The organism is Pseudomonas sp. GGS8 (genome assembly GCF_024168645.1).
In the GTDB taxonomy this organism is placed as follows: Bacteria; Pseudomonadota; Gammaproteobacteria; order Pseudomonadales; family Pseudomonadaceae; genus Aquipseudomonas.
The window spans coordinates 3,016,350-3,029,008 of the sequence record NZ_JALJWF010000001.1 but is presented as its reverse complement, the minus strand read 5'-3'; the positions used below and the strand labels follow the sequence as shown (position 1 = coordinate 3,029,008).

The following is a 12,659-nucleotide window of genomic DNA, read 5'->3' as shown; positions in this document are numbered from 1 at the left end:
CAACATGATTCCAGTAATCTTGTCAGGTGGTAGCGGCTCACGTCTTTGGCCGCTTTCCCGTAAGCAATTTCCCAAGCAATTCCTCGCCCTGACCGGCGAGCAAACGCTGTTCCAGCAAACCCTCGAACGCCTGGTGTTCGAAGGCATGGACACCCCGATCGTGGTCTGCAACAAGGAACATCGTTTCATCGTCAACGAGCAACTGAGCGCCCGCAACCTGGACGTGCAGCGCGTGCTGATGGAACCCTTCGGCCGCAACACCTCACCAGCAGTGGCCCTGACTGCGATGATGCTGGTCAATGAAGGTCGCGACGAGCTGATGCTGGTGTTACCGGCCGACCACGTCCTGGAAGACCAGAAAGCCCTGCAACGCGCCCTGGCCCTGGCCACCGTGGCGGCCGAGCGTGGCGAGATGGTGCTGTTCGGCGTACCGGCGACCAAACCGGAAACCGGTTACGGCTATATCAAATCCACCAACGATGCCCTGCTGCCGGAAGGCGTCAGCCGCGTCTCGCACTTCGTCGAAAAACCCGACGTGAAACGCGCCACCGAGTTCGTCCAGTCCGGTGGTTACTTCTGGAACAGCGGCATGTTCCTGTTCCGCGCCAGCCGTTTCCTCGAAGAACTGAAAAAACACGATCCGGACATCTACGACACCTGCGTACTGACGCTGGAGCGTAGCGCGCAGGATCCCGACACCGTCGACATCGACCCTGCCACCTTCGCCTGCTGCCCAGACAATTCCATCGACTATTCAGTGATGGAAAAAACCCAGCGCGCCTGCGTCGTGCCGCTGACCGCGGGCTGGAGCGATGTCGGCTGCTGGTCGTCGCTGTGGGAAGTCAATGAAAAAGACGCCAACGGCAACGTCACCAAAGGCGACGTGGTCATCCAGGACAGCAAGAACTGCATGATCCACGGCAACGGCAAACTGGTGTCGGTGATCGGCCTGGAAAACATCGTGGTGGTCGAAACCAAGGACGCCATGATGATCGCCCACAAGGACAAGGTCCAAGGCGTCAAACAGATGGTCAACACCCTCAACGAGCTGGGCCGTAGCGAAACCCAGACCCACTGCGAAGTCTATCGTCCGTGGGGTTCCTACGACTCGGTGGACATGGGCGGCCGCTTCCAGGTCAAGCGCATCTCGGTCAAACCGGGTGCGTGCCTGTCGCTGCAGATGCACCATCACCGCGCCGAACACTGGATCGTGGTCAGCGGCACTGCTGAAGTGACCTGCGACGAAAACGTGTTTCTGCTCACTGAAAACCAATCGACCTACATCCCGATCGCCTCGGTTCACCGTCTGCGCAACCCGGGCAAAATTGCACTCGAGATCATCGAAGTGCAATCGGGCAGCTATTTGGGTGAAGACGATATCGAGCGGTTTGAAGATATCTACGGCCGTTCCACCCCGATCGAACGCGGCGTGTCGGTGAAAACCATCGCGCAGTGATTGACCGGTAACACAAGAAGCTCCCGTCCAGCCCGCTGCGTTCCCTATCCGCAGCGGGTTGGGCGGGGGCTTTTTTCTTTATTTGACCAACTTGGCGCCAAACTTCAGGGCGATCTTGGCGGAACGCGGGTTTATCGCTTCTGTTATAACTTTTTTAACAACAACATCCTTAGGCTTCGACACTGCTGCCAAAGACTGCACTGTCAAGTAAGTGCCGATACCTCGCATGAGGGGCAATCGTCCCATCGAACCCTTATTGCTCGGCGCCCTCCCTGGCAAATCTTCTACAACTTGAGTATCAGGATGGACGACGGTCTGAATGATAGTGACTTCCGTCTTGCCCTTTTCTGTAAGCGTACTCAACTCAGTTAGCCCGTAAATCTTTCGCTGCTCAGGCAATTTATTTTTATCCGATCTTTTCAGAACAGCGAAGAATCGTCGCTCAACGAAAGTATCCGGGTGCATATTCGGTGGATCCAGATAAGTATTAGCTTCCTCCACAAACGTATCATTCGCACTTCGTAACATATACCCAGAAACACTTTCGCCAAGACTACTATTAGACTCTTCGCCCCCCGGCTTTATTTTTGACGCCGCACTCATATGAGCTTTATAAATATCTCTATATTCCTTCAGGTTTTTCTTCACCTCATCACCACTCACCAAGTACTTACTTCCCATTTCCACTTCCACAACCTTAAATTCATCTGACTCCTTGTACTTTCCCGACACTGTATCGAAAACACTGATCTTGACCTTCAACTTCGATACTTTCAGCGCCAACTTCTCCTTCAGTCCAACCTTTACTTCATAGTTCCCTGTATTGGTGAGCCCATCCGCGTCCCACAGAGTCAATGGATTATTTATGACCATCGCGTAAAAATTCAAACCATCCACGTCCCCGGCAGGATCAGGGTTAATCCAGCGCTGCAGCCACGGTACGTAGTAACGAAAGCCATAGTAATAAAGCCCCGTCGCATCCCGCTCCTTGCCCGAGTAACGAACGGTTTTGTAACTGACCTCGATCACATCATCCCCGGCCAGGTACGCCGTCTCGCCGAAGGGGTAAAAGTTTTCGCGGCTGATGATTCGCCCATCATGGGCCAGCTCCAGGCTGATCGAACCCAAATGATCGATGAAGCCGTATCGATACTGGTCGTTTGTTCCCGAAGGCGGGGTGCTCTCCCAATGCAATACCCGCACGCTGTTGAGTCCGGCCTGGGCGGTGATCACCTGCAGCACCTCTGCGGTGCCGTTATCGGTGCGCAGCTCCAGCCCCGGCAAGTAACGCACGTCAGCGACCACGGTTCGGGCGTTGGTCTGCAACGAGCGGATTTTGCGTACACGCTGGCCACCGCCATTGTAGAGGTACGACTCCCGGTCATTGCGCCCGGAGGCGCGCTCCACGGGGCTGACCGATTGCAACTGATTGCGCAGATCCCAGGTCAAGAGCCGTCCCTGATCCAGCTCCAGCAAATTGCCGTTGGCGTCGAACGCGGCAGCGATTTCGTCTTCGGTGGGCGGCACGCCGTTGCGCCAAGGCAGGCAACGATTGCCGTAGCGGGCAGCTTTCATCTCGCGCCCGTGATCTTGCGCACCAACGTGGGTCCGCTGCAGCAGATTGCCGCCCGTGTCATAGCGGTAAGTCTGCCGATAGTTGCTGACCGCCGCCGGATCGGTGCGCCCGACCGACCCGGGTCCTTGATTGGGACCGCCCGCCTCCCAACCAAAGGCCTCGATCAACTGATAAAGACTGTCGTAGCCAAAGCGACTGAGCGGGTCGATGCGCTGGTTGGCGAAGTAGCGCACTGGCAGAGCCTTGTCCTCGATGCTCAACACGTTGCCCATCGGGTCATAGTCATAGATCAGATGCTGCAACATCCGGGCGTCGGCATCCTGTGACCGACGCTCCATCAACAGACCGTCTTCAGGACGGTAACCGAGGGTTGTTCGCACCCCGTTGCCCGCGACCTCCCGTTCGATTTGCCCTTCGGCGTTGTACTGGATATCGCTGACCAGCGTTTGCCAGGTGGTCAGTCCCTGGAGTTGCAGACGCGCCTCACGCAGACGCCCCTCAAGGGTCAGGCTGAAGGCCTGACGGTTTTTCTTGGCATCGATCTGTTCCAGCACATCGCCCAGCGGGCCGAAACGCCACGTCGAGACAGCCCCTTCCCCCGGCTCAAGCAGCCGCTGGCGATCGGCTTCCAACTCCGGCCCGTCTGGGGCAACGGGGTCCAGGGTGAAATGACGGACTTGCTTCACGCATTGGCCGGTGATCGAAAAGGCCTCGAACAGCACCGTCCCGGCAGGGTCATCATGGCGGATCAACTGCCCGCATTGATTCTGCTCGCCATGATCGGGACCGCCATAGGCCATGCGTTCAACAGACCTTCGCGGCTCAGTTGTGCCCTGCTCGAACACTGCCACGGGACGACGCAGGTCGTCATATTCAACCTCGCGTCGCGTGCCGCAGCTGTCCCATCCCGATAAAACCTCACGACCCAGACCTGGCAGGTTGAGCTGCCAACCGGCATCGACGCTGTAAGTGAACAGCGCATTGCCCGACAACGAAAACGCTGTCGTTAGATTGGCGGGTGTCAGCGGTTCTTCTTGTGACAGCGCCCAAAGCCGTGGATCCCACTGTTCTGCCGCGCGTCCTGCGGCATCGTAAGCGATGCGGTTGATGCGTGCCTCAGCAGGGACGTTTTCGACAGCCCGCCAATAATCAACCGAACGGATCGACAAGCCGCGCGGATCGACGACCGTCAGTGTGGGTGTGTTGTGATGCATTCCCATTGCCACCGTCCATCGAATAACTGCCCTGTTGGCCAATGTTTTCTAACGTTTCGAGCGCATGGCTGGCTACTGTCAGAAATTACAGTACCGACCAGCGGTGCAGGCCCTGATCCGCGAATATCCATCCCCGCCGAGGCCTGCGAATAGCACGCCGACGCCCATTGAGAATGGCTGCTTGTCCCTCCGGGCCAGGTGCAGCAAGTAGGCTCGACACTTATTTTTGTTTAGCGGTGACAACCTTCTTGTTCATGGTTTTTCGGACCTTGGAGCGCTCGAACACATTCACAGAGGAATTCGACCCGCCAAAAAAACTTTTTTTGGCGGGGGAATACTTCGCAACGCCCATGGCGCCCTGAGCCACTTGGTAATGAATGTCCCACGCCTGTGTTTTTCGGTCGTACTTCATAAAGGCAAAGCCGGTCGTCTCGGTAATCACATTGTTGTTTTCATCAACGTCGAAGCCGTAATCCGGAAACTGCATGGCCGCACTCAGTCCCAATCCATGCTCGGCGGCGGGTAAGTGATTGTATTGGGCATTTTCCTTTGAGCCCTCTACATGCCTCACACGCAGGACGTTGTTGTTCATCTGATCCACGGTCAGCGAGCAACCACTAAACGCCGGCGTAAAAACAAAGTCGGGATCTGTGCCCCTGGGGTGCATCTTTATGTCGACGTAGCCTCCCTGAGGAGCCCAATAGCCAGAGACTGCGCTGCGTTGATCAGGTATTTCTCCCGCGTCTATATCGACAACCTTCAAGGCATTGAACTCGCCTTTTGCCTGTCCGGAATAGGTCATCCGCTGCATCGAAAATATAAACTCGGCCCCCCCAGCCTTATTCGCCAGTTGCGAACTGATCCTCGGCGAATAAGGGACTTTGGTTGACATCAACAAGTCCGTATTGACAATCACCCGGCTAAATTCCGGCACCGATAATGCGTTCCTGATATCGGTTGGTTGCCCCGTGAATGGGACCATCGACACGGGCTTCCCCGCGTCAACGGGTCTGGCACCCGGCACCTTGCGTTCATCGCCCACCGCAATCACCGGCCGGCTTAATCCGTTTGCCTGCGGCACTGTGCTGATTGCCCCGTTGTCGTCGACAAGGGTGAGGGGATTGTTCCGGGTCATCCGATACGGATTGAGACCGTCGACAGTCCCGGCAGGATCGGTATTCGCCCATCGCTGCAACCACGGTATGCAGTACCGAAAACCGTAGTAATGAAGCCCTGTCGCATCCCGCTCCTTGCCCGAATAGCGAATGGTTTTATAGTCGACGCCGATCACGTCCGTACCGGCAAACCACGCCGTTTCGCCGTAGGGGTAGAAGACTTCCTGGCTGATGATCTGTGCGCCGTCAGTCAGTTCCACGGTGCTGGAGTTCAGGTGATCGACCTGGGTGTAGCGGTACTGATCGTTGACGCCGGACGGTGGCTCGGTTTCCCAATGCAACACCCGAACCCTGTTGAGCCCGGTCTGAGCGGTGATGACTTGCAGCGATTCCCCGGTGCCACTGTCGTTACGAAGTTCCAGCCCCGGCAAGTAACGCACTTCGGCGATCACGGTTCGGGCATTGGTCTGCAACGAACGAATCTTGCGCACCCGCTGACCGCCGCCATCGTAGACATAGAACTCACTGTCATTGAGCCCGGAGGCGCGTTCTACCGGGCTGACCGACTGCAATTGATTTCGCAGATCCCACGTCAAGAACCTTCCCTGATCCAACTCCAGCAGATTGCCATTGGCGTCGAACGCTACGGCGATGTCTTCTTCGCTGGGCGGCACACCCTTGCGATAAGGCAGACAGCGATTGCTGAACCGCGCGGCCGATAGTTCACGGCCCGGGTTTTGTGCGCCGACATGCGTCAGCTTCAGCAGGTTGCCGGCCTCGTCATAGCAGTAGCGCTGATGGTAATTGCTGACCGCTGCCGGATCAGTACGACCGACTGAGTTCGGCCCCTTACTGGGGCCGCCCGCCTCCCAGCCAAACGCCTGGACCAATTGATAAAGACTGTCGTAGATAAAACGACTGACGGGATCAATACGCTGGTTGTTGAAGTAACGGACTGGCAGTGCCTTGTCTTCGATACTCAGCACATTGCCCATTCGGTCATAGCCGTAGGACAGGTGTTGCAGCAATCCGACTCGATCGCTGTTCGCCCGTCGCTCCAACAGACGACCATCCTCGGGACCATACTTGAGCGTTGTTTGTACGCCGTTACCCGCCACTTCTCGCAGGGGCTGTCCCTCGGCGTTGTACTCGATCTCGCTGACCAGTGTTTGCCAAGAGAGTTCGCCGGCCAGTTTCAAGGCGCCATGGCGTAACTGGCCATCCAGGGTGAAGTTGAAAGTCTGACAGTTGTGCCTGGCATCGACGGTTTCCAGCACATTACCCAACGGACCGTAACGCCATGTCGAGAGGGCCCCCTCGCCCGGTTCGAGCAACTTCTGTCGATCCGCTATCGGCTCCGGCCAATCAGGTGCGGCGGTATTCTGGGTGAAGTGCTGAACGTGCCTGATGCATTGGCCGGTGATCGCAAACGCCTTGAACAGCTCGGTCCCGCCGGGACTATCCTGGCGAATCAACTGCCCGTACTGGTTGTGATCCCGCTCGCCGTGCTCGGCACGACCATACTCCATACGCTCGGCACATCGGGGTGGCTGCGTGGCGACGTGCTCAAAAACCGCCACGGGACGAAGCAGGTCGTCGTAGTGAATCTCGCGTCGGGTACCGCGACTGCCCCAGCTTTGCAGCGCTTCGTTGGCCAGGCCGGGAAGACTGGTCTGTGAGCCGGCATCGACGCTGATTGTACTGACGGGAACACCCGACAACGAATTTACGATCGTGAGATTGGCAGGAGTCGAGACATCGTCCTTTTGCAACGCCCACAGCCGTGGATCCCACTGTTTGACCGCGAATCCTGCGGCATTGTGGAGGGTACGGTTGATGCGCGCCTGAGTCGGGGCGCCTTCGACCTCACGCCAATAATCCACCGAACGGACCGGCAAGCTGCGCGGGTCGAACACCGTCATGCCAGGTGTTTTGTAATGCATAGTCGGTGTCGAAGCCTGCATGCCGATCCATCCCTGTTAGCCTGCGGTTATCTAACCGCTCGTGATCAGGCATGGCTACTGTCAGAAAGTACAGTGCCGACCAGCGGTGATCGCAGTTGATCCGTGAATGTCCATTCCCGCAGTCGTTCGGTAGGATGGTGATCATGACTTCAAGGAGCGTTCAAACATGTTCATCGGCGTCCTGCTGGTCATCACCTGGCTGATCCTGCTGCTGCGCTATCCGGCCAAGGCCTTCCCGGTATCCATGGCGGCTGCCGTCGGATTGGGCCTCGTGGTGATGTGGGTGATCTGGCTGGACAACCGCGAGGTCAAGCAACTGGCGCGCCTTGAACTGCGTATCGTCTATGCCCCGGAACACTGCCCGGCGGACCGGCCGTTGCAGCTGACAATGAACAACGGCAACGACGTGCCGCTGACCGAACTGCGCTGGCGCATCGCTGCTTATGCACCGGGCGATACGGTCAATCTGGCCGACAATCAATACGCCGCACCGCGCTATCGCGGCCCCGGCGAATTGCAGGCCGGCGCCAATTGGCAAGACTGTTTGCCGTTGCCGCCGCTACGCCCTGGCTATCGCCCGCAAACCCTGGAGTTTCGTGCCGAGCATTTGCAGGGTAGTTTTTCTGACTGATCCTCTTCTTTTTTTGCACAAGGACCGCGCCATGCCCGTTGCGTTGATTACCGGTTGTTCCAGCGGCATTGGCCGCGCACTTGCCGACACCTTCAAAGGTGCCGGTTACGAAGTCTGGGCCAGCGCCCGCAAGGCTGAAGATGTGGCGGCTCTCACCGCCGCCGGTTTCACCGCCGTGCAGCTGGACGTTAACGATGGCCCGGCCCTTGAACAGCTGAGCGAGCGGATCAACCAGCAACGCGGCGGCCTTGATGTGTTGATCAACAATGCCGGTTATGGCGCCATGGGGCCGCTGCTCGATGGCGGCGTGCCGGCCATGCAGCGCCAGTTTGAAACCAACGTGTTTGCAATCGTCGGCGTGACTCGCGCGATGTTCCCGGTGCTGCGTCGCGCCAGAGGCCTGGTGGTGAACATCGGCAGCGTGTCCGGGGTTCTGGTCACGCCGTTTGCCGGTGCTTACTGTGCTTCGAAAGCCGCCGTGCATGCCTTGAGCGATGCATTGCGCATGGAACTGGCCCCCTTCGGTGTGCGGGTCATGGAAGTTCAGCCGGGGGCCATCGCCTCCAGCTTCGCCAAGAATGCCGGCCATGAGGCGGAGCAACTGATCACCGAACAATCACCGTGGTGGCCGCTGCGCGAAGGTATTCGTGCACGGGCCAAGGCGTCTCAGGACAAGCCGACGCCTGCCAGTGAGTTTGCCGTCGGTTTATTGAAGGCCGTGCAGCAGAATAAACCGCCGCGTCTGGTGCGTTTGGGCAATGGCAGCCGGGCGTTGCCGTTGATGGCGGGGTTGTTGCCCAAGGGGCTGTTGGAGTCGGGGCTGATGAAGCGGTTCGGGTTGCGCGGGCAGCTCTGACACCGCGAAGGCGTCAGAACACACTTTTCAGACTTTCAGGAAACAGCATGACCGACTACACCGAATACTTTGACGAAGTGATCCAGGCCCACGTAGCCATCGAACAATGGTTGGCCGAGGAGCGAAACGAGGCTGAACTTGAGCAATTGTTGACGCGTTTTTCGCCGCAGTTTTCCATGGTCTCGCCCTTGGGTCGGGTGCTGGATTTCGAGGCGTTGAATGAGTTGTTCCTGCTGGCGGGCGGCAAGAAGCTCGGCTTCAGGATCGAGCTCAGCGAGTTGCGAGGTGTCGCGCTGTATGACGGTGGCGCAGTGGTGAGTTATCGCGAGCAGCAGACCGATGCAACGGGGTTACATTCTGATCGCCGGTCCTCGGTGGTGTTTGAGAAACAGGCCGATGGCAAGGTGGTTTGGCGGCATTTACATGAGACGTTTTGCAAGGAGTGAACCTGCGTCGCGTCCATCGCGAGCAGGCTCGCACACATTGACCGAGTTCAAACTCTGACTCGGTGAACGACGCAAATTCCCTGTGGGAGCGAGCCTGCTCGCGATGGATGCGACGCAGGTCTAACGGTTAGTTAACAACCACCGTACACGTAATCCCCGCCGCCAACAGCACACCCTCCGGCACTTCATCAATGTGAATCCGCACCGGCACCCGCTGCGCCAGGCGCACCCAGTTGAACGTCGGGTTCACGTCGGCAATCAGCTCGCGACTCTCCGGGTTATCACGGTCATAGATGCCGCGCGAAATACTCTCCACATGGCCCTTGAGCACTTCGCCGCTCATCAACTGCATGTCGGCCTTGTCGCCCACCCGCACGTGCGGCAGTTTGGTTTCCTCGAAGAAGCCATAGACCCAGAACGAGTTCATATCGACCACGGCCATTTTCGCTTCGCCGATGCGCGCGTAGTCACCGCGATGGACGTTGAGGTTGGTGACGTAGCCGTCCACCGCCGCCCGCACTTCGGTGCGTTTGAGGTTCAGTTCCGCCGCTTCCAGTTGCGCTTGCGCATGCTGGTAATCGGCCAGGGCCGAGTCGGCGATGTTGGTGGCGTCGTCGCGGTTTTCCCTGGAGATCACCAGGTTGTCGAGGTCGGCGCGACGATGGGCGTTGACCTTACGCATCTCCCACGTCGCCTTGCGCGAGGCCACCAGGCTCTGCGCCTGTTTCACCGCGATGCGATAGTGCTCGGGGTCGATGCGCATCAGCAGGTCGCCCTTCTTCACAAGCTGGTTGTCGCGCACCGGCACCTCCACCACCTCACCGGTGACGTCGGCGGCGACATTGATGATGTCGGCGCGCACCCGGCCATCGCGGGTCCAGGGCGTATTCATGTAATGCACCCACAAGGTCCGGCCGATCCACAGGGCAAGGGCCAATACCAGCAGGGTCGCGAGCAGGCTGAAAAGCTTTTTCATCAGGGCCTTCTTCAGTGATAGAGAGTCAGTGGTAGAGAGTCAACGGTAGACAGTCAGCGCCAAAGCGCCGAACAGACAGGTAAACAGACTCAGGCGCAGCAGTGCCGGGTGCCAGAAGAAGCGGTACAGATCGAACCCGGACAAGAACCGATCAAGGCCCCAGGCTAGCGCCGCCGCAATGAAAAACATCAGGGTCATGGTCGGCATGTACACGCCGTGGAAGGCGATTTCACGAGGCATGTTCAAGTCCTTGGGGCTTGGCAGTGGTGTATGAGGCCAGAGGCGATTGCGGGTCGAGCAGCGAGGTGCGGATAAAATGCAGGTAGCTCTTCACCCGGCGCAATGCAGAGGTGTCGAAGTGCGGCGCGAAGGGTTCGTCGGTGGCCTGCACGCGACCGATCGCGTGGTCGACCGCGACCAGCGCCCGCTCCAGATTGCTCTGGCCCGGTTGCAGAAACAGCCGCACCAGCGAACGCCCCATCACCCGGATGGACTGGCGCCACGGCTGGGATTCGGCATACGCCGGATGCACCGGCAGAATCGCTTGTTCCTTGCGCAGTTCGATAATCGCGTGGCCGACTTCCAGCACCACCAACATCCAGCGCAACAAGTCCCGCTGCACCTGCGGCTGCCCTGCGGCGAGGCCATAGGCCTGATGCAGCAAGTCCCGCGTGCGACTTTCAAAACTCGACGCCAGGCCTTTGAGTTTGCCGCTGATGGCGTACACCACTTGCCCGCGTAAGTCCTGCTCCAGCCGCCGCCACAACCAGCGGCTGTTGGGCGGCAGAATGATTGCCCCGGCCGCCGCGCACACCAACATGCCCATGACCATGGCGATGTAGTCGTTGATAAAGGCGTAAGGGTTGTAGACCGTGAGGTTGTCCGGCACGGAACCGGTGCTGAAGAAGATCAGCAACCCCAGGCCGACACCGGCGTATTGCGGCCGAGAAGTGAGGAACGACCCGAGCACAATCACCGGCGCGAGCATCACGCAAAGCAACGGAAAACCGTCGATCCAGGGAAAAATGAAAAACATCTCGACGAAGCCGATCAGCGCCCCGAGCAAGGTCCCGCAGGCCATCTGAAAGGCCATGCGCTTGGGGTTCGGTGTCGCCGCAGAAAGGCCCACGGTGGCGGCGGCGATCAGGGTCATGGTCGCCCCGCTCGGCCACGCGGTGGCCACCCAATAACTGCCGAGCACCACAAGGATGAACGCTGCGCGAATCCCCGACGCCGCCGAGGCCAACCAGTTGGTTTGCGGGGTGAAGGGCTCGTCCCAACGCTCCCGTTCGTGGCTGTGATCGGCCAGGGACGCGTGGGTCTGTGCATAACTGTGCAGGTCGTCGACGAAGCGATAAAGCAGTTCGTAGGCAGTGTGAAAATCCAGCTGTTCGGCGTCGCTCGGGTCGCTCTCCTGAAAGCTCGCCCGAAGCCTGCGCACCTGCGCCGGCAAGTTGTCCTTGTAAGTCGCCAAGGCGCTGGCCAGGCGAGCGGAGTCAGGGCTGGTCAGCGCACGGCCGCTGAAACCGTCGAGCACTTCGGCCAGGTCCTGCAACCCTGGTTTGATCGCCGCGACAACGTGATCGGCGCCGCTGCCGCGCAGGCGCTCGAGCAACTGATGCAGGGCATTGAAGCGTGTGGTGACGCCCATGAACTCGCTGTTCAAACGACTGAGTCGCCCGTTGCGTCGACGCATGTGCGGGTCTTCGAACACTGTGACGCTGCGCAGTCCTTCCAGGCCCACCGCCTCGGCAATGAAGCGCACGTTGCTGGCTTCGAAAGCATCTCGTTTGCTCCGAGCGCGCAAACCGTCGGTGACGAACAACGCGAACACGCCGAAGCGCTGATACAAGGCGTTGCGCATTGCCGCGCTGGCGGTTTGCGGCAGGATCGCGGCGCTGACCAGCGTCGAGCAGAGAATCCCCAGAGAGATTTCCAGCACCCGCCAGACCGCCGCCATAAATGCGCCGTCCGGATGCGCCAGGGCAGGCAACCCGACCATCGCCGCGGTGTAACCGGCGAGCACAAATCCGTAGGCGCGAAAGTTGCGACAACGCGCCGCACCAGCCGTGCAGAGGCCGACCCAGATCGCCAGCGAGCCGAGGAACAGTTCGGTGTTCTGCGCGAACAAGGCAATCAGCGCGACCATCACCGCCGAACCGGCCAACGTGCCGAGGAAGCGATAGAAACTCTTGGCGAACACCTGGCCGCTTTGCGGTTGCATGACGATGAACACGGTGATCATCGCGGTGCGCGGTTGCGGCAATTCAAGACGCATGGCCAGCCACAGGGTCAGGAACGCCGCGAACAACACCTTGAAAATGTAGACCCAGGTCACGCCATCGCTGCGCGCCCAGTCAAAGAAACCCCGGCGCCATTCAAGGGAATACAGCCAGCGCAAAGGTGCGGGCAAGGGAGTCATGAA

General features: G+C 59.0%; 9 protein-coding genes. 4 read left to right on the top strand and 5 right to left on the bottom strand.

The annotated features are described in order from the left end of the window. Window positions 1-4: 4 nt before the first annotated feature. A complete protein-coding gene (locus J3D54_RS13610) occupies window positions 5-1,456 on the top strand; it encodes a mannose-1-phosphate guanylyltransferase/mannose-6-phosphate isomerase (protein WP_253418916.1) in 1,452 nt (483 codons plus the stop codon). Window positions 1,457-1,534: 78 nt separating this feature from the next. On the opposite strand, the gene J3D54_RS13605 is transcribed toward J3D54_RS13610, so the two are convergent. Next, entirely contained in the window at window positions 1,535-4,252 is a 2,718-nt protein-coding gene (locus J3D54_RS13605) for an RHS repeat domain-containing protein (protein WP_253418914.1), read from the bottom strand. Window positions 4,253-4,466: 214 nt separating this feature from the next. Next, complete coding sequence (locus J3D54_RS13600) at window positions 4,467-7,325, bottom strand: RHS repeat-associated core domain-containing protein (protein ID WP_253418912.1); 2,859 nt, start codon at window positions 7,323-7,325, stop codon at window positions 4,467-4,469. 166 nt (window positions 7,326-7,491) lie between these two features. Between J3D54_RS13600 and J3D54_RS13595 the strand changes: the two genes are divergently transcribed. Genes J3D54_RS13595 through J3D54_RS13585 form a run of 3 tightly spaced genes read left to right on the top strand, consistent with a single transcriptional unit; the run spans window position 7,492 to window position 9,258 of the window. Further along, a complete protein-coding gene (locus J3D54_RS13595; protein ID WP_253418910.1) occupies window positions 7,492-7,956 on the top strand; it encodes a multidrug transporter in 465 nt (154 codons plus the stop codon). Window positions 7,957-7,987: 31 nt separating this feature from the next. Next, window positions 7,988-8,812: an SDR family oxidoreductase gene (locus tag J3D54_RS13590; protein ID WP_253418908.1), complete on the top strand. Its 825-nt coding sequence runs from the start codon at window positions 7,988-7,990 to the stop codon at window positions 8,810-8,812. Between the two features lie 47 nt (window positions 8,813-8,859). Beyond that, a complete protein-coding gene (locus J3D54_RS13585; protein ID WP_253418906.1) occupies window positions 8,860-9,258 on the top strand; it encodes a DUF4440 domain-containing protein in 399 nt (132 codons plus the stop codon). A 127-nt stretch (window positions 9,259-9,385) separates the two neighbouring features. Here J3D54_RS13585 and J3D54_RS13580 read toward each other — a convergent pair whose 3' ends face one another. Genes J3D54_RS13580 through J3D54_RS13570 form a run of 3 tightly spaced genes read right to left on the bottom strand, consistent with a single transcriptional unit; the run spans window position 9,386 to window position 12,656 of the window. After that, window positions 9,386-10,234 (bottom strand): HlyD family secretion protein, encoded by an 849-nt coding sequence (locus J3D54_RS13580; RefSeq protein WP_253418903.1) that lies wholly within the window; start codon window positions 10,232-10,234, stop codon window positions 9,386-9,388. Window positions 10,235-10,273: 39 nt separating this feature from the next. Beyond that, window positions 10,274-10,474 (bottom strand): DUF1656 domain-containing protein, encoded by a 201-nt coding sequence (locus J3D54_RS13575; protein WP_253418900.1) that lies wholly within the window; start codon window positions 10,472-10,474, stop codon window positions 10,274-10,276. Next, window positions 10,464-12,656, bottom strand: a complete 2,193-nt coding sequence (locus J3D54_RS13570; RefSeq protein ID WP_253418897.1) for an FUSC family protein — start codon at window positions 12,654-12,656, stop codon at window positions 10,464-10,466. The genes J3D54_RS13575 and J3D54_RS13570 overlap by 11 nt, the downstream gene beginning before the upstream one ends. Window positions 12,657-12,659: the final 3 nt, after the last annotated feature.

Bases quoted from the DNA above. Each gene is read 5' to 3' on its own strand.
- J3D54_RS13590 (WP_253418908.1), top strand. From the start codon at position 7,988: ATGCCCGTTGCGTTGATTACCGGTTGTTCCAGCGGCATTGGCCGCGCA.
- J3D54_RS13585 (WP_253418906.1), top strand. From the start codon at position 8,860: ATGACCGACTACACCGAATACTTTGACGAAGTGATCCAGGCCCACGTA.
- J3D54_RS13605 (WP_253418914.1), bottom strand. From the start codon at position 4,252: ATGGGAATGCATCACAACACACCCACACTGACGGTCGTCGATCCGCGC.
- J3D54_RS13570 (WP_253418897.1), bottom strand. From the start codon at position 12,656: ATGACTCCCTTGCCCGCACCTTTGCGCTGGCTGTATTCCCTTGAATGG.
- J3D54_RS13580 (WP_253418903.1), bottom strand. From the start codon at position 10,234: ATGAAAAAGCTTTTCAGCCTGCTCGCGACCCTGCTGGTATTGGCCCTT.
- J3D54_RS13595 (WP_253418910.1), top strand. From the start codon at position 7,492: ATGTTCATCGGCGTCCTGCTGGTCATCACCTGGCTGATCCTGCTGCTG.
- J3D54_RS13600 (WP_253418912.1), bottom strand. From the start codon at position 7,325: ATGCAGGCTTCGACACCGACTATGCATTACAAAACACCTGGCATGACG.
- J3D54_RS13575 (WP_253418900.1), bottom strand. From the start codon at position 10,474: ATGCCTCGTGAAATCGCCTTCCACGGCGTGTACATGCCGACCATGACC.
- J3D54_RS13610 (WP_253418916.1), top strand. From the start codon at position 5: ATGATTCCAGTAATCTTGTCAGGTGGTAGCGGCTCACGTCTTTGGCCG.